Source organism: Actinomyces sp. HMSC075C01 (assembly GCF_001812965.1).
Lineage (GTDB): Bacteria > Actinomycetota > Actinomycetes > Actinomycetales > Actinomycetaceae > Actinomyces > Actinomyces acetigenes.
The window spans coordinates 1-20,539 of record NZ_KV810952.1 but is presented as its reverse complement, the minus strand read 5'-3'; the positions used below and the strand labels follow the sequence as shown (position 1 = coordinate 20,539).

Annotated in this window: 15 protein-coding genes; 6 read left to right on the top strand and 9 right to left on the bottom strand. The window is 69.2% G+C overall.

Features of this window, described 5'->3' with window-relative positions; genetic code table 11:
- Window positions 1–10: 10 nt before the first annotated feature.
- On the bottom strand, window positions 11–631 hold the full coding sequence (locus tag HMPREF2883_RS02165) for a DUF5998 family protein (protein ID WP_070658775.1): 621 nt from the start codon (window positions 629–631) through the stop codon (window positions 11–13).
- A gap of 151 nt (window positions 632–782) precedes the next feature.
- On the opposite strand from HMPREF2883_RS02165, the gene HMPREF2883_RS02160 reads away from it, so the two are divergent.
- Window positions 783–3,329: a DNA gyrase/topoisomerase IV subunit A gene (locus tag HMPREF2883_RS02160; RefSeq protein ID WP_070658757.1), complete on the top strand. Its 2,547-nt coding sequence runs from the start codon at window positions 783–785 to the stop codon at window positions 3,327–3,329.
- A 66-nt stretch (window positions 3,330–3,395) separates the two neighbouring features.
- Complete coding sequence (locus HMPREF2883_RS02155) at window positions 3,396–5,039, top strand: amidohydrolase (RefSeq protein ID WP_176747118.1); 1,644 nt, start codon at window positions 3,396–3,398, stop codon at window positions 5,037–5,039.
- A gap of 24 nt (window positions 5,040–5,063) precedes the next feature.
- Here HMPREF2883_RS02155 and HMPREF2883_RS02150 read toward each other — a convergent pair whose 3' ends face one another.
- The 3 genes from HMPREF2883_RS02150 to HMPREF2883_RS02140 all read right to left on the bottom strand — a co-directional run bounded on the left by HMPREF2883_RS02150 (window position 5,064) and on the right by HMPREF2883_RS02140 (window position 9,371).
- On the bottom strand, window positions 5,064–6,116 hold the full coding sequence (locus HMPREF2883_RS02150; RefSeq protein ID WP_070658755.1) for a GNAT family N-acetyltransferase: 1,053 nt from the start codon (window positions 6,114–6,116) through the stop codon (window positions 5,064–5,066).
- A gap of 130 nt (window positions 6,117–6,246) precedes the next feature.
- Complete coding sequence (locus HMPREF2883_RS02145) at window positions 6,247–8,499, bottom strand: DNA gyrase/topoisomerase IV subunit B (RefSeq protein WP_070658752.1); 2,253 nt, start codon at window positions 8,497–8,499, stop codon at window positions 6,247–6,249.
- Window positions 8,500–8,597: 98 nt separating this feature from the next.
- A complete protein-coding gene (locus HMPREF2883_RS02140) occupies window positions 8,598–9,371 on the bottom strand; it encodes a hypothetical protein (RefSeq protein ID WP_070658750.1) in 774 nt (257 codons plus the stop codon).
- 168 nt (window positions 9,372–9,539) lie between these two features.
- Between HMPREF2883_RS02140 and HMPREF2883_RS02135 the strand changes: the two genes are divergently transcribed.
- Together HMPREF2883_RS02135 and HMPREF2883_RS02130 are read left to right on the top strand one after the other, a co-directional pair.
- Window positions 9,540–9,812: a DUF7455 domain-containing protein gene (locus tag HMPREF2883_RS02135; protein WP_176747117.1), complete on the top strand. Its 273-nt coding sequence runs from the start codon at window positions 9,540–9,542 to the stop codon at window positions 9,810–9,812.
- 221 nt (window positions 9,813–10,033) lie between these two features.
- Window positions 10,034–10,444, top strand: coding sequence for a rhodanese-like domain-containing protein (locus HMPREF2883_RS02130; protein WP_070658747.1), 411 nt, complete (start codon window positions 10,034–10,036; stop codon window positions 10,442–10,444).
- 11 nt (window positions 10,445–10,455) lie between these two features.
- Here HMPREF2883_RS02130 and HMPREF2883_RS02125 read toward each other — a convergent pair whose 3' ends face one another.
- The gene (locus HMPREF2883_RS02125; protein WP_256277291.1) at window positions 10,456–11,475 is read right to left on the bottom strand and encodes a trypsin-like serine peptidase; all 1,020 of its coding nucleotides are present in this window, start codon (window positions 11,473–11,475) and stop codon (window positions 10,456–10,458) included.
- Between the two features lie 267 nt (window positions 11,476–11,742).
- A complete protein-coding gene (locus HMPREF2883_RS02120) occupies window positions 11,743–13,401 on the bottom strand; it encodes an RNA polymerase sigma factor (RefSeq protein WP_070658743.1) in 1,659 nt (552 codons plus the stop codon).
- Between the two features lie 224 nt (window positions 13,402–13,625).
- Here HMPREF2883_RS02120 and HMPREF2883_RS02115 point away from each other — a divergent pair, with 224 nt between their 5' ends.
- Window positions 13,626–14,786 (top strand): polyprenyl synthetase family protein, encoded by a 1,161-nt coding sequence (locus HMPREF2883_RS02115; protein WP_070658742.1) that lies wholly within the window; start codon window positions 13,626–13,628, stop codon window positions 14,784–14,786.
- Between the two features lie 99 nt (window positions 14,787–14,885).
- Entirely contained in the window at window positions 14,886–16,913 is a 2,028-nt protein-coding gene (gene pknB / locus HMPREF2883_RS02110; RefSeq protein ID WP_070658740.1) for a Stk1 family PASTA domain-containing Ser/Thr kinase, read from the top strand.
- Window positions 16,914–16,990: 77 nt separating this feature from the next.
- On the opposite strand, the gene HMPREF2883_RS02105 is transcribed toward pknB, so the two are convergent.
- From HMPREF2883_RS02105 to HMPREF2883_RS02095, 3 genes are all read right to left on the bottom strand, one after another.
- Window positions 16,991–18,340: a class II 3-deoxy-7-phosphoheptulonate synthase gene (locus HMPREF2883_RS02105; RefSeq protein ID WP_256277293.1), complete on the bottom strand. Its 1,350-nt coding sequence runs from the start codon at window positions 18,338–18,340 to the stop codon at window positions 16,991–16,993.
- A gap of 287 nt (window positions 18,341–18,627) precedes the next feature.
- A complete protein-coding gene (locus HMPREF2883_RS02100) occupies window positions 18,628–19,857 on the bottom strand; it encodes a pyrophosphate--fructose-6-phosphate 1-phosphotransferase (protein WP_070658735.1) in 1,230 nt (409 codons plus the stop codon).
- Between the two features lie 40 nt (window positions 19,858–19,897).
- A partial coding sequence (locus tag HMPREF2883_RS02095; protein WP_218079115.1) for a hypothetical protein occupies window positions 19,898–20,539 on the bottom strand: 642 nt, incomplete at its 5' end.

The window sequence follows — 20,539 nt, the reverse complement described above, 5'->3', positions numbered from 1 at the left end:
ACCGGCCCCGTCACAGGGTGGCGGCGCGAGCCGCCATCTGGGAGAGCCGGCCGGCGAAGGTCTCGGCACGGGCCAGGGCGGCAGCGCCCTCCACGCCCGCGGCCACGCGGATGACGACGTCGTCGGGAACGGACACGCCGGTCATGCCGTGGTCGGCCTGGCAGTCGGGGTCACCGCAGGTGGCCGGCTCCATGTCGATACGGCGCACCGAGCCCCAGGAGATCGCGATCGTCATCTCGGTGAGGGTTCCGCCGCCCTGGGCCGGGTCGACCACGCCACGGGTCAGGGCCATGGAGCGGATACGGCTGAGCGGAACGGCCTCGCTGGTGGCCAGGGCACCGGGGCTGCCGTCGTCACCGGGGGTGTCGTCAACGTGGACGATGATGAGGCGGCTGGGGGTCAGGGCCAGAACGGTCAGGTGACGGTGGACCGCCTCGGCGAAGGTGGTCTCGGCCTGGACCATGCCGGAGAGGATCTCCTCCTCGCCCACAGCCAGGCGGAGGGTGTCGAGCACCAGCTCGGGGTAGTAGCCGGCGAGCTCCACCTGCTGCACCAGGTCTGCGAAGGCCTCCTGCGACGCCTCGCGCGAGGTGGGACCGGCGGCCGAGCCGCGGCCTGAGTGGGTCGTCATGGTCGCCATTGTGCCATCGTCCGCCCCTTCGTCGTCGAGCGTCGGTATGCCCTTGCTCGAGGCGGGCCGATTGCTGCCGGCGGGTGCGTCTGACCTGTCACGCCCGGGTGTCGTGGTTTGTTTTCGGCCCGATTCCTCGGAGAATGCGCCCATGCCGAAGTCTGCCACCACCCGGACTCCTCCCCCGACCGACGGGGAGATCGTCGACCTCGATCTGTCCACGGAGATGCGCACCAGCTTCCTGGAGTACGCCTACTCCGTCATCTACGCGCGCGCCCTGCCCGACGCCCGCGACGGGCTCAAGCCGGTTCAGCGCCGCATCCTGTTCCAGATGGATCGCATGGGGCTGCGCCCGGATCGTCCGCACGTGAAGTCCTCCCGGGTCGTGGGCGATGTCATGGGTCGGCTCCACCCCCACGGGGACACCGCGATCTACGAGGCGCTGGTACGCCTGGCCCAGCCCTTCACGATGCGCCTGCCGCTCATCGACGGCCACGGAAACTTCGGCTCCCTGGACGACGGCCCGGCGGCCCCCCGTTACACCGAGGCTCGCCTGGCCGCCTCTGCCCTGGCGCTGACGGCGGACCTGGATGAGGACACGGTCGACTTCACCCCCAACTACGACTACACGCTCACCGAGCCCGAGGTGCTGCCGGCGGCCTTCCCGAACCTGCTGGTCAACGGTGCGGCGGGCATCGCAGTGGGCATGGCCACGAACATGCCGCCGCACAACCTCGTGGAGGTGGTGGCCGCCGCCCGGCACCTGCTGACTCACCCCGAGGCGAGCCTGGAGGAGATCATGGCCTTCGTGCCGGGGCCGGACCTGCCCGCCGGTGGCATGATCGTGGGTCTGGACGGGATCCGGGAGGCCTACCGCACGGGGCGGGGCAAGTTCCTCACGCGGGCCACCGCTCACGTGGAGTCCATCTCACCGCGCCGCAAGGGCATCGTGGTCACCGAGCTGCCCTACATGGTGGGACCGGAGAAGGTCATCGCCCGCGTCAAGGAGGCGGTGGGCTCCAAGAAGCTCCAGGGCATCACCGACGTCGCCGACCTCACCGACCGCAGGCACGGAACCCGCCTGGTCATCAGCGTCAAGAACGGTTACAACCCCGAGGCCGTCCTGGCCCAGCTCTACAAGCACACTCCGCTGGAGGACTCCTTCGGCATCAACAACGTCTCCCTCGTGGACGGTCAGCCCCACACCCTGGGGCTGCGCGAGCTGCTGGAGGTGTTCGTGCGTCACCGCCTCACGGTGGTCACCCGGCGCACCCGGTTCCGTCTGGGCAAGCGTCGCGAGCGCGCCCACCTGGTGGACGGCCTGCTCATCGCCATCCTCGACATCGACGAGGTCATCGCCGTCATCCGCTCCTCCGACGACGCCGCCACGGCGCGCACCCGGCTCATGCAGGTCTTCGACCTCACCGAGCCGCAGGCCGGCTACATCCTGGAGCTCCAGCTGCGCCGGCTCACGAAGTTCTCGGTCATCGAGCTGGAGAAGGAGCGCGACGAGCTCGCCCGGGAGATTGAGTCCCTCGAGGCGATCCTGGCCGACGACGCGCTACTGCGGCGCGTGGTCTCCCGGGAGCTGGCGGCCGTGGCCGAGCAGTTCGGCACCCCGCGGCGCACGGTACTGCTGGAGGCCTCCGGTGAGCGCGTGACGTCGTCGGCCGCCGTCGCCGCGACTGCGGACGACGCCTCCGCCTCAGGTGGGGGTGCGAAGCCGGCCGGTGCCCCCGCTCAGCCGATGACGCTCATGCCCAGCGCCTCCCCGGTGCCGCTGACCGTCCCCGACGCCCCGTGCCGGGTGATGCTGTCGGCCACCGGACTGGTGGCGCGCACCCCCGGCGCCGAGCCGGTGGCCCGCACCGGCGGGCGCCAGCCCCACGACGCCCTGACCTCCCAGGTGGCCACCACGGCGCGTGGGCGCATCGGCGCGGTCACCGACACCGGACGGCTCGTGCTGCTCGACGTCGTCTCCACCACGGAGGTGCCCCGCACCGAGGGGGCCCTGGGGCTGGCCGGTGCGACTCAGGTTCGCCAGCTGGTGGACATCGAGCCGGAGGAGAAGGTGGTGGGGCTGGTCCCGGTGGGGTCGGCCGACAACCCTCCCATCGTCCTGGCCACGGCTGAGGGCGTCATCAAGCGGGTCAAGCCCGGCGACGAGCCCAGGAACGCTGAGAGCTGGGAAGTCATCTCCCTGTCCGAGGGCGACCGGGTGGTCTTCGCGGGCACCGCCGCGGACACGGACTTCCTGGCCCTGGTGACCTCCGACGCCCAGCTGCTGCGGTTCCAGGCCGCCAAGGTGCGTCCGCAGGGCCGGGGTGCCGGTGGGATGGCGGGGATCTCGCTGCATGAGGGCGCCCGGGTTATCGCCGGTGCGGCGGTTCCTGAGGAGCTCCTGGCCGAGGCCGTCGTGGTGACGGTGGCGGGCTCCGAGGGCTCGCTTCCGGGCACCGGAGGAGGCAGTGTCAAGGTCACCCCGTTGGATCGTTACCCGGCGAAGGGACGGGCCACGGGCGGGGTCCGCTCTCACCGTTTCCTGCGCGGTGAGGACGAGCTGGTGGTGGCCTGGGTGGGGGTGGCCCCGCCGCGGGCGCTGCGCGAGGGCGGCAAACCGGTCGCGCTGCCGGAGCCCGACGAGCGGCGCGACGGCTCCGGCTCACCGCTGCCGGCCCCTATCATCGGAATCGGCTGACGGGGCTGTAGCAGCAGCATCCCGGAGATTCGCCCGCGAGCAGGGCGGCTGTGCCTAAAGTGGCGCATGGCTGATCAACCCTCCGCAGACCTGCTCATCAGGGATGCGCGCATCGTCCCTTTCCGGTCCCGCACCGAGTTGGGTGTGCTGCGCCGCAGGGATTCGCACCCTGGCGCCCTGGACGACCCACCGTCCCCGGGTGAGCCCGTGGATGTGCGCATCGAGGCAGGCCGGGTCGTCGAGGTCGGGCGGGGGCTGGGTGCTCCCGGGGTACGGGTCCTTCAGGCCGAGGGCTCCTTCCTCATTCCCGGTCTGTGGGACGCTCACGCCCACCTGGACATGGAGGCGGCGCGCTCGGCGCGCATTGACACGCTGGCCACCCGCAGCGCCGAGGAGGCCCTGGAGCTGGTGGCCCGGGCGCTGCGGGAGCTGCCGGCGGGTTCGCGGCCGGCCACGATCCAGGGATTCGGGCACCGTCTGTCCAACTGGCCCCGGGTGCCCACGGTCGCCGAGCTCGACGCCGTCACCGGGGAGACTCCCACGCTGCTCATCTCCGGGGACGTGCACTCCGGGTGGCTGAACTCGGCGACACTGCGTGTCTTCGGCCTGCCGGGGGCCAGCGTCCAGGACCCGGGGGCACCGATGAAGGAGGAGCCGTGGTTCGCCCTGCTGGACCGCCTCGATGAGGTGCCCGGGACGCGCGAGCTGCGGGAGTCCGGCTACCGGCAGGTCCTGGCCGACATGCTGTCCCGGGGCATCACCGGCGTGGTTGACATGAGCTGGTCGGAGGATCCCGATGACTGGCCGCGGCGCCTGCGGGTCATGGCGGACCAGGGCGTCCTTCCTGAGGTGCTGCCCCGTATCCGCATCGGGGTCTACCGCGACAAGCTGGAGCGGTGGATCGCCCGGGGCCTGCGCACTGGGACAGAGCTGGCAGGCTCACCCCGCTTGCCCGACGGCTCCCCGGTGCTGGTTCAGGGGCCGCTCAAGGTGATCGCCGACGGCTCGATGGGCTCGGGCAGCGCGCACACGTGCGAGCCCTATCCGGCCCAGCTGGGGGTTGACCACCCCCACGGCGTGGTCAACATCGACCGGGCCGAGCTCACCGACCTCATGGCCCACGCCTCCCGGCAGGGTTATGAGATGGCCGTCCACGCCATCGGGGACGCGGCGGTCGACGACGTCGCCGCGGCCTTCGCGCGCTCGGGTGCCGCCGGGCGCCTGGAGCACGCCCAGCTGCTGCCGGCCGACGCCCTCGATGAGCCAGACGGGGCGCTCAGGCGCCTCGTGGGCTGCGGCATCGAGCTGTCGGTTCAGCCGGCCCATCTCATTGACGACTGGGCGGCCGTGGGCCGGGTGTGGCCGGGGCTGGAGGGGCGCACCTACGCCTTCGCGGACATGGTGGCCGCCGGGGCCCTGCTCCAGCTGGGCTCGGACGCGCCGGTGGCGCCCCTGGACCCGTGGCTGGCCATGTCGGCGGCCGTGGGGCGCCGGACGCCGGATGGTTCGGTGTGGTCGCCGGATCAGCGGCTGACGGCGGAGGAGGCGCTGGCGGCCAGTGTCAACGGGGCCGGTCCGGTGGCGGTGGGCTCTCAGGCCTACCTGGTGCTCCTGGCCGAGGATCCCCTGCGCCTGGGGGCCGCGGAGCTGGCGGGTGTTCGCCCAGTGGCCACCGTGGTGGCCGGAGCTGTGGCCCACCTGCGAGGGTGAATCGCCAGGTGGTGAAGGCCCCGCTCAGACGTCGAGGGCGTAGAGGATGGTGCCACGGGTGGGCACGTAGCCCAGGGACTCGTACAGGTCTACGGCACCACTGGGGTTGTCGGTGTCGACGCCGGCGGCGGCGTACTCCATGCCGTCGGCGGCGTAGGCGCGCATGGCGGCCACCAGCAGCGCGGGCCCGATCCGGCGGTGGCGGTAGTCGCTGAGGACCCCGAGCACGTCGGTGTAGCCCTCCCGCCAGCCCAGTGCCTGCCAGTCCTGCTCGTAGCGGCCCGAACGCAGGTAGCCGGCGACGCGGGCCCGGTCCCCGGAGCGGTCCATGGCCACAAAGCTCCACTGGGGGGCGAAATAGGCACTGCCTGCGGTCCAGTCCTCGGGGGTGACGTTCTCCGCCTTCCAGGTCTCGGCCATGGCCTGGTTGTAGGCCCGGCGGACGTCGTCGTCGATCTCGGGGGTCCACGGGTCGATGGTGATGAAGCCGTCCAGGTCCACCTCGGGGATCTCGTCGCCGAGGAAACGGCGCACCTCCCGGTACCAGCGCGTCGGTTCAAAACCCATGTCCGCCAGGTGCCCCTGCATGCGCTTGTCATCCTCCATGACAGTGGTGACCACGTGGGCTGGGACCTGGGTCGAGCCCTTGCCCGGCACGGAGCCGGCTCGTTCGGCACCCACGAGGTGGCGGGCCCGCTCGGCCTGCCAGTGCAGGAGGGCACGACCGATGCCGCGTTTGCGTACGGCCGGGTCCACGGTGCCGGTCATGGAGGCGTAGATCTCCCCGGCTGGGCGCAGGCGCACCAGGCCGAAGGCGCGCATGACGCCGTCAGCATCGCGCCCGGCGACACCGGAGTAGGTGGGGTCGAGGAAGTACTCGGCCGTCTCCTGCTCACTGGTGCGGTAGGGCGGGTTGTCGACGTCCTCGGCCCGAGCGATGAGCGCGGCCAGCTCGTGGTTGTCCTCCGGGCCCAGCGGCCGCCAGGACAGCTCCCGCGACAGGGACGAACGGGGACCCGGGCGCAGGATGGGCCACGGTGAGGACCCCGCCCGGCGGATACCGTAACCGGGTGCCATGAGTGCACCTCCCTCATGAGGATGAAGAAAGACGATCAGTCAGTAAGCAGCGCGCCTCGACCTGCGGCGGACCGTGACACGAAGGTTACTGGACCCTACCTGAAGGAGTGGCCGAGACCTGACGCGAGGATCAGGCGTCGATGCGCTCGCGATCAACATCACGGGCGCCTTCGACGATGAAGTCGCGGCGGGGCTCAACCGATGAGCCCATGAGGAGCTCGAACACGGACTCGGCCTCCATGATCTGGGCCTCATCCCCCAGGGTAATGCGCCGCAGGGTGCGATGTTGGGGCTCCATGGTGGTCTCGGCGAGCTGGTGGGCGTCCATCTCCCCCAGGCCCTTGTAGCGCTGGGGCTCCTTGAAGCTGCGGCCCGCGCGCTCCAGGCGGCGCAGGGTGGCGACGAGCTCCTCATCGGAGTAGGTGTAGATGATCTCCTTCTTGCGCCGCCCCGAGCCGGAGACCTCGATGCGGTGCAGGGGCGGGACGGCGGCGAAGACCCGGCCCGCCTCGATCATGGGGCGCATGTAGCGGAAGAAGAGGGTCAGCAGGAGGGTGCGGATGTGGGCGCCGTCGACGTCGGCGTCGGTCATGAGGATGACCTTGCCGTAGCGGGCGGCCTCCAGGTCGAAGGTGCGTCCGCTGCCGGCGCCGACCACCTGGATGATGGCCGAGCACTCGACGTTGCGCAGCATGTCGGCCTGGGAGGCCTTCTGCACGTTGAGAATCTTGCCGCGGATCGGCAGGAGCGCCTGGAACTCGGAGTTGCGCGCGTTCTTGGCGGTTCCCAGGGCGGAGTCGCCCTCGACGATGAACAGCTCGGAGGCGGCGACGTCGTCGCTGCGGCAGTCGGCGAGCTTGGCCGGCAGGGAGGAGGTCTCCAGGGCCGTCTTGCGGCGGGTGATCTCCTTGTGCAGGCGCGCTGAGACGCGGGCGCGCATCTCGCCGACGATCTTCTCCTCCAGGGCGCGCGCCTGGGCCTTGAGGTCCCGCTTGGAGGAGGTCAGCAGGGCGGTGAGCTCGCGCTCAACCACCTTGGAGACGATCTGGCGCACGGGCCCGGTGCCCAGAACCTCCTTGGTCTGCCCCTCGAACTGGGGCTCGGGCACGCGCACGGTGATGACGGCGGTCAGGCCCGCCATGATGTCGTCCTTCTCGACGCGCCCGTCCTTGGCGGTGAGCTTCAGGGCCCGGGAGTCGGCCTCGATGCGCTTGCGCAGCACCCTGGTGAGGGCCTGCTCGAATCCGGTCAGGTGGGTGCCGCCCATGGGGGTGGCGATGATGTTGACGAAGGAACGCTCCGTGGTGTCGTAGCCGATCCCCCATCGCAGGGCGACGTCGACCATGCAGGTGCGCTCGACCTCAACGGGCCGCAGGTGCCCGCTGGCGCGGTCGAGCTGCTGAACGGTCTCGGTGTAGGTGCCCTCACCGGTGAGGCGGAAGGTGTCGGTGACTGAGCCGTCGGAGGCCAGGAAGTCGACGAAGTCGGCGGTGCCGCCCAGGGCCTGGAAGACCTCGACGTCGTCGTCATCACCGGTGTCGAACAGGTCGCCGCGGTTCTCGGTGGCGTTCTTGGCGGCCGCCCGCAGGGTGACCTCGTGGACGGCGTCGTCGGTCTCGCCGGCGTCGGCGGCCGGCGTGGTGGAGGCGGCGATGGCCTCGGCCTTGGGGCGCTTGTCCTCCAGGCGCAGGGTGAGGCCCGGGACGAGGAAGCTGGTCTGGCGCAGTCGGGCGCGCAGGGCGGCGGCGTCGTACTCGGTGGGCTTGGGGAAGATCTGGGGGTCGGCCCAGTAGCGGACCCGGGTGCCGGTCACGCCGCGGCGCACCTTGCCGATGACGCGCAGCTCGGAGGCCTTCGTGAATCCGGTGAAGGGTGAGGAGGGGCTGCGCCCGGCGGTGTCGTCGAAGATGCCGGGCTCGCCGCGGTGGAAGCTCATGGCGTAGGTCTTGCCGCCGCGGTCGACCTCGACGTCCATGCGTTCGGCCAGGGCGTTGACGACGGACGCCCCCACGCCGTGCAGGCCGCCGGCGGCGCCGTAGGAGCCTCCGCCGAACTTCCCGCCGGCGTGCAGCTTGGTGTAGACGAGCTCGACGCCGGTCAGGCCGGAGGAGGGCTCAATGTCCACGGGCACGCCGCGCCCGTTGTCACGCACCTCGATGGATCCGTCGTTGTGGACGGTCACCGAGATGTCGTCGCCGTGCCCTTCGAGGGCCTCATCGACGGCGTTGTCGACGATCTCCCACACGCAGTGCATGAGACCGCGCTGGTCGGTGGAGCCGATGTACATTCCCGGGCGCTTGCGCACGGCCTCGAGCCCCTCCAGGACGGAGAGGTGGCGGGCGGAGTAGTCGCCCCGGCTGGTCTTGTTCTCAGATGAGGGCACGCTGGGAATCTAGCCGATCAGTGCCACCGGTGCCTTGTGCCCCGCCGCGGTGCGCGTGTGGCGTCATACGTCATGCAGCTACCGAGGCCGTTGGGCCCCTACGTCAGCGGGAGGGCTGGGCTCACCCGCGCGCTGCCGATCCCGCGGTCGGCCTTGCCCAGGCGGAAGCGCACCCGTCTCTTGAGCACGGTGCCGGAGACGGCCCGCCCGTCCACCAGCCCCTCGGCGGGTAAGAGCGTGAAGGTCCATCGCTCGGCGTAGTCGGAGTCGGGGACGAGCCCTGGCGGGCACTGCAGGAGGCGGGCTCCCCAGATTTGACGGGTCATGAGGGTGCGGGTGTCGACGCCGTCGACCTCGAAGAGCTCCGCGGCGGCGATGATGTCCTCATGGCTTCCCGCCGAGATCCCGTACTGGCCGACGACGCCGGCGACCACCATCCAGCCGTCCTTGGCCAGCGTGCTCCCGGCAGTGCCGGTGGCCCCGGCGAGGTCGATCCCCTCCCCCAGGGCCGGGTCGACGAAGTCCTTGGCCAGATCGGGCTGCTGACCGCGGCGGATGTTCAGGTCCATGGTCCCGCGGGTGTCGAGTCGGTTGCTGGCCGGGATCGCCAGGAGCCCGTAGTCGACGTCGTTGGAGAAGCGGAAAGGGGCGAAGTGCTCCCTTAAGCGGGCCACTGCGCGCTCGGCCCGCGCCCAGCGGGCACCGGCACCGCCTCCGTCTCCTGCGCCCTCGTCCAGGCACTCGGCGACGACCTCGGCGGGCGGCCGCAGCCCTACGGCCTCCAGCCTCTGACGAAGGGCCGCGTTGGTCGCCCAGCCCGAGCGCTCCAGGCGCGCGATCTCACGGTCGCGGAACTCCTGCACCACCGACATCCCGACTGCTCCCTCCCGAGTCCTGCACTGTGACAGCTCACCACGGCCACCCTCCAGCATTCACCCGCCCGGTCAGTTCTGTGGTGACGTGCGCCGTGGGCGAAAGCGCGTGCGCCTCAGGCGGAAACGGCCGCCTCGGGCGGGTGGAAGCGTCCGCGTCATGATGCAATGCAGTCCATGAGCACAACCGGAACCTCAACCGCCACACAGGCGGTGACCACCCTGGACGAGCAGACCGCTCCTGCCGCCGACTCCGCCGAGCGCCCGCTGACCACAGCCGACCGCTGCGACGTCTGCGACGCGCAGGCCTACGTCCGAGTCGTCATGCTGACCGGCGAGCTCTTCTTCTGCGGCCACCACGCCCGCAAGCACGCAGACAAGCTCAAGGAGGTCGCCCTGCTGTTCCAGGACGAGACCGCGAGCCTGACCGCCGGCAGCTGACGGCGCCGGTCGACCCAGCCGACGTGGACTTCTTCACTGAAGTCGGCACTGCGGTTCACTGAGTATCACAGTCTTTTTCTACCGGATGCCGCATATCCTCATTCCTGAGGCCCTGCTCCTGTTCCCACCCCGAGTCCCCCGGCACAGAGCCTTGCGCTGAATGAAGCAACCTGCCCCCATCCAGGCTCGACGAAGCCGCGTGACCCCTTAAGGAACTGTCTGTGAAACGCTCTCTCCGCGTCATGACCGCCTCTGCCCTGCTCGTCTTCTGCGGCGCGTTAACGCTTTCAGGATGCTCCGGATCCACCGGCTCCGGCGCCACCTCCCCAGCCAACACCGCCCCGGCGGACGCGAAGGCCACCGGACCCGTCGTCATCGTCGACCTGCGTTCGGCTGAGGAGTTCAAGAAGGGGCACCTGGAGGGGGCCGTTAACTACGACTTCTCCTCGGGTGATTTCTCCAGCCAGATCTCAGGCCTGGACCGCAGCTCCCAGTACCAGCTCTACGGCTCCGCCGACCAACCCAAGATGGCCAGTGCCGTCATGCGCAACGCCGGTTTCTCCGGAGTCACCGAGCTGGGAACCCTCGACGCCGCCAAGAAGACCACCGGGGCCAAGGTCGTCACCGACTGAGGCCCCTCCGCTCAGTCCCCGGCGGTGGCATCCAGCATATTCTTCATCGCCTCAGTGAAGTAAGGGCCTCGGTTGATGCCGCCAAGGGGCCGCCACAGGGAGGTCACCGACCTCACGTAGCCGAGCCCGGTGGACTCGTTGTAGCGGTAGAGCCAGGGTCCTCCCGAGCCGCCGAAGCCGAAGTCGCAGCCCTCGACCCGAACCTTGCCCTCCGACTCCTGCGCGGTTCGGACACAGGAGTGGATGGTGCCGCGACCGTCCGGGTTGGTCTTGTTGGTCGGGTATCCGAAGATCGTTGCCTGGAAAACGTAGCTGCCTCCCCAGGCCAGCCCGTAGCCACCCACGACATCGGCAACAGGTTTGTTCGCATCTCCGCCGTTGTTGAGCGTCACGTAGGCGACGTCGCTGCTGTAGTCAGTCTGATCGGCCCGCCAGCTGTTGAAGGTGCGTATAGACCGGGCCGTCCATACGCCCACCGGATCCGGGTCTGCCTGGGTGCGGTCGTAGTCCGGAACGAACACCGCATCCTTCACCCACCCTTTTTCAGTACTGTAGACGCAGTGGGCCGCCGTAATGACCACGCTCTTGGACGGAGTATTGAGAACTGAGGCGCTGCAGTAGGCATTGTCAGAGGCATAGCCGTTGAAGAACAGCTTCCCCTTGGCCCTGGCGGGCAGGATCGTTCCCCCATCAGCAACCGGAGCAACGGGCTCGGTCATTCCAGCCGGATCAGTCGAGCTGGAGCTGTCCCCGTCGCCCCCTGCGGCGACCGGCCGCTCCTGGGTGGGGTCATCGGCCATACCCGTGTCCAGGGGCTGGGCGGCAGCCATGCGCTCGTGCGTCCAGTAGCTCAGAACGTTCTGGTCAGCCGCATGATTCACCTCGGCCGCCGGCCGCTCCTCGGGAATCGGCTCGGCGCTCCTACCGAAGCTGGTGGGCGCGGTCACCGCCGTCGAAGAGTCTTCTACTCCCCCGCCCTGTCCCGGCTCAGCATCAGCAGTTGATGCGGCAACCAGGGACAGTGGAATCATTCCCGCCATCATTAGCACGAATGCTGCACCAGCACTCATTGTTCTGCGAAAACGAGCACTTCTCTTCATTGAACGCTCCCGATATGACGTGGTTGTCACCCATTTTCCAGTAACAGCAACCTACCACCATTCTTACCGGTCGGTCAGCCAGTGAGCTCAATCACAAGGAAGCAGATAACGGCGTCGGCCCCGGAACCACATGGGTTCCGGGGCCGACGCCGTTGACACGCGGGAGTCGGTAGGGCTCCTTCGTCAGGGTCCGTCCGCTCAGTCCAGGTAGTCGCGCAGGACCTGGCTGCGCGAGGGGTGGCGCAGCTTGGACATGGTCTTGGACTCGATCTGGCGGATGCGCTCCCGGGTGACCCCGTAGACCTTGCCGATCTCATCGAGGGTCTTGGGCTGGCCGTCGGTCAGACCGAAGCGCATGGAGACCACGCCGGCCTCGCGCTCCGAGAGAGTGTCCAGCACGGCGTGGAGCTGCTCCTGCAGGAGGGTGAAGCTGACCGCGTCGGCCGGGACCACGGCCTCGGAGTCCTCAATGAGGTCACCGAACTCGGAGTCCCCGTCCTCACCCAGGGGGGTGTGCAGGGAGATCGGCTCGCGCCCGTACTTCTGGACCTCGACGACCTTCTCCGGGGTCATGTCCAGCTCGACGGCCAGCTCCTCCGGGGTGGGCTCACGTCCCAGGTCCTGGAGCATCTGGCGCTGCACGCGGGCGAGCTTGTTGATGACCTCGACCATGTGCACCGGGATACGGATGGTGCGGGCCTGGTCCGCCATCGCGCGGGTGATGGCCTGGCGGATCCACCAGGTGGCGTAGGTGGAGAACTTGAAGCCCTTGGTGTAGTCGAACTTCTCCACAGCTCGGATGAGGCCCAGGTTGCCCTCCTGGATGAGGTCCAGGAAGAGCATGCCGCGCCCCGTGTAGCGCTTGGCCAGGGAGACCACCAGTCGCAGGTTGGCCTCCAGCAGGTGGTTCTTGGCCCTCTGACCGTCCTGGGCCACCCAGTGCAGCTCGCGGCGCAGCTTGGCCGGTAGGTCGTTACCCTCCTCAGCCAGGCGGTGCTCGGCGTAGAGGCCGGCCTCGATGCGCTTGGCGAGCTCGACCTCCTGCTCGGCGTTCAGCAGCGCGACCTTACCGATCTGCTTGAGGTAGTCCTTGACCGGGTCCGCGGTGGCGCCGGCGGTGACGACCCGCTGGGCGGGCTCGTCACCCTCATCGGAGTCGGAGACGGTGAAGGAGCCGTCCTTGTCCTGGGACTTGCCGCGCTTACCGGACTTCTTGGAGGCGGCCTTCTCCGCCTCCTCCCGGCGCATGCGCTCGAGCTCGCCGGTCAGGGCCGCGATGGAGGGCTGCATCTTGATGCCCTTGATGACCCAGCCGCGGAAGATGTAGCCGTTCTGAGCGAGGTAGTCACGCGCCACCATCGGGGCGGAGTCACCCACGACGAACCGGGGAACCGGGCCGTGTCCGTAGGGGGCCAGCGTGATGGGCTCCTCCAGGGTGCCGTGACCGGCGATCTCCAGGTTCTCCACGACCGTGCGCGAGCGCACGAAGAGAGTCGCCCCCGGCGCCAGGCGGACCCCCTTGAGAGAGGCGGGGTTGTTGAAGGGGCTGCGCTTGGAGCCGTCGCCGTTCTCCTCCAGGCTCACATCCAGGTAGTAGTCGCGCAGCTCGGGGGCCGGACCGTCATCCTCCTGGGCGGTCTGCGCCTCGGAGTCGTCATCCTGGTCCTCGTCCTCGTCAGAGGAGTCCCCGTTGTCGTCCTCGTCAGAGCCGTCGTCAGAGCCGTCGTAGTCCTCGTCGTCATAGCCGGCGTCGCCGTCTCCTTCGTCGTCGAGGTCGAAGTCCTCGTCGTCGAGCGGGGTCTCGTCGACGTCGTCAGTGAGCTCGGTGCTGGAGCGCGTCACTGTGGAAGAAGCCACGGAGTTCCTTTCGCGTGGGCGGGCGGACAGCCGGTGACGGGGTATGGGAACCCGACCCGGCACAGTAGACAACCCCCGAATTGTAGCGTTTATTCCTCAGGATCTCCGCACAGATGACTTAGTATGACCTCACCTTGTTCGCACTCGCGTCGTGCCGCAGCAAACCCGCCACCGGGGGAGTCACCACCCCTCCTGACGTCTGAGCTGGGACTACTCTGGCGGTCATGAGTGCGTTGCCTGCGGCCCTGGGCCGTGTCCGTCCCGCCGTCGAGCACCGCCTGACTCAGGTCCTGGAGGACTGCCACCGGCGCTGGGAGGACCTGGGCCAGGCCACCCCGGAGCTGCTCGAGGCCGCCGGGAGCGTCCTGAGTGGGGGCAAGCGCATGCGGGCCGTCCTGGGGGCCGTCGGCTGCGCGATCCTGAGCACCCCGGAGCAGCGAGCCGAGTACCTGACCGGTTCCGACGCCGTCCACCTGGGTGCGGCCCTGGAGCTCTACCAGGCCAGTGCCCTGGTCCACGACGACCTCATGGACGGTGCCAACACTCGGCGGGGCCAGCCCGCGGCGCACCGCGTCTTCGCTCGAGACCACGAGGCCCGGGGCTGGCTGGGACGCCCGCAGACCTTCGGGGCCAATGGCGCCATCCTGCTCGGTGACCTCCTGCTGTCGCTGGCTGGAGAGCAGATGAGCGCGCTGGCGCCGTCGCGCGCCTCCAGTAAGACCAGAAGCAGCGCGGTGCAGCATGCCCGGTCCGCCTTCGACGCCATGACCACGGAGGTGGCCCTGGGGCAGTTCCTCGACGTGCGCAGTGAGAACCTGCCCCTTCCCTGGGACCGGGAGCCGGGTGCCGCAGCCAGGCTCATGCAGGGCGACGCCCTGTCGGTCGTGCGGCATAAGTCGGCCCGCTACTCGGTGCGTCACCCGCTGCTCATTGGCGCCCTCCTGGCCGGCCTGGACCCGAGCGGGACCACCGCCGAGCACCTGGCCGCCTTCGGCGAGGACGTCGGTATCGCCTTCCAGCTGCGCGACGACGAGCTGGGGGTCTTCGGCTCACCGCAGACCACCGGCAAGCCGGCCGGAGACGATCTGCGCGAGGGCAAGCGCACAGTGCTGCTGGCCCTGACCTGGGGGCGCTGCGACGAGGCTGGCCGGCACCTGCTCGGCAGCGTCCTGGCCAACCCCGAGGCCACGGAAGAGCAGATCAGCGAGGTCACCGCTCTCATCGAGGACTGCGGCGCGCGCGCCGCCCACGAGGAGATCATTGCCGCGCACCGCGACGCCGGGAACCGGGCGCTGGAACGACTCGGGACCGAGGGCGTGGTGAGCACCGCATCCCTGGAGGACCTGGCGGTGCTGGCGGACCTGCTGACACACCGAGTCTCCTGATCCGGTGCAGGAAACAGGGCACCCCGCCAGGCGGGCAGTACTACCCGCCTGATCCGGCCGGCGGCTGTCACCACCCGACCGGCATCGTAGAATCGCGGGGTGGTGACAGATCCCCTCATTGGTCGGTTGGTCGACTCTCGCTACGAGATCGTCGACCGCCTAGCGCGTGGTGGGATGGCCACCGTCTACCGCGCTCATGACCGTCGCCTGGACCGGACCGTGGCGCTCAAGCTCATGCACGCCCACCTGGCCGACTCCCCCGACTTCGTCTCACGCTTCCGCCGTGAGGCGAGGGCCGCGGCACGCCTGTCCAACCCGGGCGTGGTGGCCGTCTTCGACCAGGGCAGCCTCGACGGGGTCGCCTACCTCGTCATGGAGTACGTCGAGGGGCCCACGCTACGTGACCTCATTGCGGCAGGACCACTGTCGGTCAAGGAGGCCCTGGGCCTGGTGGCCCAGCTGCTGCGCCCGCTCGGCGCGGCCCATCGGGCCGGCCTGGTCCACCGCGACATCAAACCGGAGAACGTCCTGCTGCCCTCGGACGGCTCGGTGGCCAAGGTGGCCGACTTCGGCCTGGCCCGGGCGGTCACGGAGGTGACGCAGACGACGACGGGCAACGTGCTGGGCACGGTCGCCTACCTGGCGCCCGAGCTCATCACCTCCGGGGAGTCGACCTCTCGCGCCGACGTCTTCTCTGCAGGGGTGGTTCTCTACGAGCTCCTCACCGGCCAGCAGCCCTTCACCGCGGACTCCCCCATTCAGATCGCCTTCCGCAACGTCCACGAGGACGTTCCCCTGCCCTCCAAGCTGGTGCCCGACATGCCGGCCGACGTCGACGAGCTCGTGGCCACCATGACGCGCCGTGAGCCGCAGGAGCGCCCGGCCGACGCCGACGAGGCGCTGGCACTGCTGCGCAACGTCGTCGACGAGCTCACCGAGTCCGAGCTCTCCGTGCGCCGCGGGGGCGGGACCGGCTCCATCCGCACCCAGCAGGTCATGACGGCCAATGCTCAGGCCGCCCGCTCAGCCATCGACAACGAGCCCCAGGACGACGCCGACGACTCCTCCGCCGAGGACGCCTCGCCGCACGCCGGGATGCGCACCGTCTCCCTTCCCATCGGTTCCATCGGCCCGGACTCCAAGGGGAGAACACGTGCGCTCTCCCGCAAGGCCCTGGCGGCCGACGCCCAGAAGACCACTGCCGTCCCCGCCCCGAAGAAGGGCACCGGCAACTTCATCCGCCGTCGTGCGGTCATCATCGGACTGCTGGCCGTGGCCGGAACCGGGGCGAGCGCCACCTGGTACCTGACGGCCGGTCCCGGCAGAAGAGTTCCCGTACCCAACATCGTCGGCATGTCTGAGGACCAGGCGCAGCTCGCCCTGGAGAAGCAGGGGCTCAACTGGGGCACGCCCGAGCGCGCCTACTCCGACACGGTCCCGGCCGGCAGCATCGTCTCCTGCCAGCCGAAGGCGGGTCAGAAGGTGGGGCTCGGCCAGGCCGTCACCGCCACCGTCTCCCGAGGCGTGGAGACCAAGACCGTTCCCGACGTCGTCGGGAAGACCAAGGACCAGGCCACAGCCGCGATCACAGCGGCCGGCCTGACCCTGGGGGACGTCACCGAGGAGTACTCCGCCAGCGTGGAGTCGGGCAAGGTCATCTCCTGCGACCCCAAGGCCGGCAAGGTCATCAAGCACACCGAGAAGGTCTCGCTCGTGGTCTCCAAGGGCAAGGAGCCGGCCACGATCCCCGACGTGACCGGTATGAGCGAGGACGAGGCCAAGAAGGTCCTGGAGGACGCCGGGCTGAAGAAGGGCAAGGTCAGCAAGGGCTACTCCGACTCCGTGGCCAAGGGGAACGTCATCTCCTCCTCCCCCATCGCCGGGGCCTCGGGCTACTACAAGGGCGACTCGGTGGACCTGACCGTCTCCAAGGGGCCGGAGAAGGTGACGGTCCCCGACGTGACCGGCAAGAGCCAGGACGAGGCCAAGAAGGCCCTGGAGGACGCCGGGCTCAAGGTGGAGGTCAACAAGCGCCTGGGTGGCCCCTTCGGGACGGTGCGCTCCACCGACCCCGCACCGGGCTCCAGCGTCAAGCCGGACTCCAAGGTCACCATCAACATCTTCTGACGAATGTGGCCCGGTTCCGTTTCAGCGGACCGGGCCACGCTTCACCTGCTCTGCAGGCGGGCGCTCAGTGGGTGTTCTCAGCCCTTGAGCATCTCGGCGATCTCGAAGGCGACTTCGAGTGACTGCTGGTGGTTGAGGCGCGGGTCGACGAGGGTCTCGTAGTGCTCGGCCAGGCCGGCCTCGTCGATGTGCTCGCCGCCGCCGAGGACCTCGGTGACGTCGTCGCCGGTGAGCTCGACGTGGATGCCGCCCGGGGCAGTGCCCAGGGAGCGGTGCACCTCGAAGAAGCCACGGATCTCGTCGAGGATCGTCTCGAAGCGGCGGGTCTTGTAGCCGTTGTCGGAGGTGATGGTGTTGCCGTGCATGGGGTCGGTGATCCAGGTGACGGGGCGACCGTCGGCGCGCACCGCCTCCACCAGCGGCGGCAGGGCCTCACGGATGCGGTCGGCGCCCATGCGGGTGATGAGGGACAGGCGCCCGGGGAGGCCCTCGGGGTTGAGACGGTCCATGAGCCGGGCGATGTCGTCGGGGGACGTGGTGGGGCCGACCTTGACGCCCACGGGGTTGTGGACGCCGGCGAGGATGGCGACGTGGGCGCCGTCGGCCTCGCGGGTACGCTCCCCCACCCAGAGCATGTGCGCGGAGGTGTCGTAGAGGCGCCCGGAGCGGGAGTCCTCGCGGATCATGGCGTCCTCGTACTCCAGGAGGAGGGCTTCGTGGGCGGCGTAGAAGTCGACCTGGCGCAGGGCGTCGAAGTCGACACCGGCGGCCTCCATGAAGCGCATGGCCCGGTCGATCTCCTCGGCAAAGGACTCGAAGCGCTTGTAGGCGGGGTTGGCGGTGAAGCCTCGGTTCCAGGAGTGGACCTCGCGCAGGTCCGCGTAGCCGCCCATCGTGAAGGCGCGGATGAGGTTGAGGGTGGTGCCCGAGCGCAGGTAGGCGTCCAGCATGCGGGTGGGGTCGGGGATGCGGGCCTCGGGAGTGAACTCGTGGCCGTTGACGGAGTCGCCGCGGAAGGCGGGCAGAGTGACCTCGCCGCGGGTCTCGGTGTCCGAGCTGCGGGGCTTGGCGTACTGGCCGGCCATGCGGCCGATCTTGACCACGGGCGTGGAGGCGCCGTAGGTGAGGACCGCGGCCATCTGGAGGATGGTCTGGACCTTGAGGCGGATGTTGTCGGCCGTGTTGTGGGTGAAGGACTCGGCGCAGTCGCCGCCCATGAGGACGAAGGCGTCCCCGGTGCTGGCCTGGGCGATGAGGCCTCGCAGGGAGTCGACCTCTCCGGCGAAGACGAGCGGGGGCCGGCGGCGCAGGTCCGTCACCACGTCGGCCAGCGCCGCCTCATCGGGGTAGGCGGGCTGCTGGAGGGCGGGCAGGTGGCGCCATGCGGGGGCCTGGGCGTCCGTGCGGGCGGCGGAGAGCTCGTTCATCACGCCTGTCAGCATAAGCCAGTCGGGAGATTGCCCGGGATCGGCGCCGCATCGCGAAACACGGGGGGTTGGGAGACGAATTCTGTCACTGTGGGCGACTTTTAGGGCTGCAGCAGAGCCCGCACGGGCTGATTGCAACGCCCTGACCTGCACGGATGCGAAGGCTGCCGTGCCGGAAGCGCCGCAGGCCGGTCGAATAGTCGCCAAACGTGACACAGACGGGTACAGAAGAGCGGCCGGCGCCGTCACAAGGACGGCACCGGCCGCGGCAGGATGCGGGCTCAGCCTCAGTGCTCGGGAGCTGCCTCGGCGGGCTCGACCTTCTGGCCCAGCTCGGCCATGAGCTCGGTGAACCAGCCCTGGGTGATGTCGAAGGGCTTGGCGCCGGCGATGCGCGGGAAGGCGATCGCGGTGAGCTCGTCGTTGTTCTCCTCGTCCTGGCCGATGACGCCGGACTCGCCGCGCAGGGCGCAGTCGACGGCCAGGTCGCACATCTTCTTGATGAGGGCGAGGTCCTCGGCGTTGGCGTGCGCGGCACGCGAGTAGTAGCCGGACTTCTGGACCATGACCTTCTCAGCGCCGATGAGCTCGGCGAACTGCTTGGCGAACCACTGGCCGGGGTTGATGGTGTCGAGCTTGACGTGGCCGAAGGGGTCGCGCTGGACCTCCTGGCCGGCGGCCTCCATCTCCGCGATGATCTCAGGGACGCCGGCACCCTCGGACAGGAAGATGTTGACGTTGCCCTGCTCATCCATGATGGCCTTGAGGCGCTCGGCCTCGGCGGCGATGTCGAGCTTCACCTCGGGGAGGAAGACGGCGTGGACGTCCCAGCGCTCCTTGGTCAGGCCGAGGGAGGGGGCCCACTGCTTGGTCTGGAGCAGGTCGTGGTAGCGGCGGGCGGTCTCTGCGGTGAGGTAGCCGCAGTTACGGCCCATGCACTCGTGGACGATAAGCATACGGGGGTTGGAGCGATGCTCACCGATGACGTTGAAGGCGAAGCCGGCGCCCTCATCGGCCGCGGTCCAGGCGCCCAGGGACTGGCGGATCGGAACCACGTCGTTGTCGATGGTCTTGGGCAGGCCGACGACCGTGAGCTCGTAGTCGTTCTCGTGGAGGTAGGCAGCCAGGTCAGCGGCGGTGGTGTTGGTGTCGTCGCCACCGATGGTGTGCAAGACGTCGACGCCATCCTTGCGCAGCTGCTCGGCGGCGAACTCCAGGGGGTTGACGCCCTCCTTCACCAGGCCGCGCTCGACGAGGTTCTTGGCGTTGGTGAGCTTGACGCGGGAGTTGCCGATCGGGGACCCGCCGAAGTCACGCAGGATGCCGGCGTTCTTGCGGCCCTCGTCGTCGATGACGATGTAGTTGCCGGTGAGCAGGCCGTGGTAGCCGTACTGGTAGGCGATGATCTCGACCTCGGGAGCGACCTGCGTGTAGCGCTCGATGAGGTCGCCGACGGCGGCGGACAGACAGGGGGCGAAACCGCCAGCGGTGAGCAGGGCGACGCGACGAATCGACATCGGGAACCTTTCCTTGGATGCGAGGAGTGACGGGACCATCCTAACGGTACGCCCCGGTGTGCCCGCCAGGCCCTTCGGGCCCGAGGTCGGGGTCGGACTCTGGGGGTGTGCCGCCCTCAGGCTCGGCGAGAATCCGCTCGTCAACGAGCTGTACTGCCAGTTCTGGCGCCACACGCATCAGGATGCCGAATTGATCCCAGACAGATTCTCCGTACAACCAAGAACAAGCGAGCGCGGAACGAGCTAGACCGAGCCACTGCCCGCGAATTGTGGATTCTGAATCCACGAGATCGGAGACATCTGCGCACGCCTTTGCGAGTGTGGCGTAGCAGCCAGCGACATCCCGACGCTCTGCAACCCCTCTGACCCAGCGAAGTTCAGCACGCATCGCCTCGACAGCGTCATCAGAAGAGCCTTTGCGCACGAGATCCTTAATTACTGGGGATAGGGCACGACTTCGAGAAATCGGATCATTCATGACCGAAACAATCTTCAGGGCTCCATCAATGGCACCTGCCTGGGCCAGCGCCTCTGCCACCCCAGCCAGAACCCGCGCACGCTCCTGAGACGCCTCGATCCGCTCAGCCATGGCGAGGGCCTTGTCGGCATGGCCCGCCCGGGCCAGCGCCTCTGCCACCCTGGCCAGAGCCCACGCACGCTCCTGAGGCACCTCGATCCGCTC

Excerpts from the sequence above, each read along its gene's own strand:
- HMPREF2883_RS02140 (WP_070658750.1), bottom strand. The coding sequence starts at position 9,371 with ATGTCGGTGGTGCAGGAGTTCCGCGACCGTGAGATCGCGCGCCTGGAG.
- HMPREF2883_RS02115 (WP_070658742.1), top strand. The coding sequence starts at position 13,626 with ATGAGTGCGTTGCCTGCGGCCCTGGGCCGTGTCCGTCCCGCCGTCGAG.
- HMPREF2883_RS02155 (WP_176747118.1), top strand. The coding sequence starts at position 3,396 with ATGGCTGATCAACCCTCCGCAGACCTGCTCATCAGGGATGCGCGCATC.
- HMPREF2883_RS02100 (WP_070658735.1), bottom strand. The coding sequence starts at position 19,857 with ATGTCGATTCGTCGCGTCGCCCTGCTCACCGCTGGCGGTTTCGCCCCC.
- HMPREF2883_RS02160 (WP_070658757.1), top strand. The coding sequence starts at position 783 with ATGCCGAAGTCTGCCACCACCCGGACTCCTCCCCCGACCGACGGGGAG.
- HMPREF2883_RS02165 (WP_070658775.1), bottom strand. The coding sequence starts at position 631 with ATGACGACCCACTCAGGCCGCGGCTCGGCCGCCGGTCCCACCTCGCGC.
- HMPREF2883_RS02105 (WP_256277293.1), bottom strand. The coding sequence starts at position 18,340 with ATGAACGAGCTCTCCGCCGCCCGCACGGACGCCCAGGCCCCCGCATGG.
- HMPREF2883_RS02135 (WP_176747117.1), top strand. The coding sequence starts at position 9,540 with ATGCAGTCCATGAGCACAACCGGAACCTCAACCGCCACACAGGCGGTG.
- HMPREF2883_RS02125 (WP_256277291.1), bottom strand. The coding sequence starts at position 11,475 with ATGATTCCACTGTCCCTGGTTGCCGCATCAACTGCTGATGCTGAGCCG.
- HMPREF2883_RS02150 (WP_070658755.1), bottom strand. The coding sequence starts at position 6,116 with ATGGCACCCGGTTACGGTATCCGCCGGGCGGGGTCCTCACCGTGGCCC.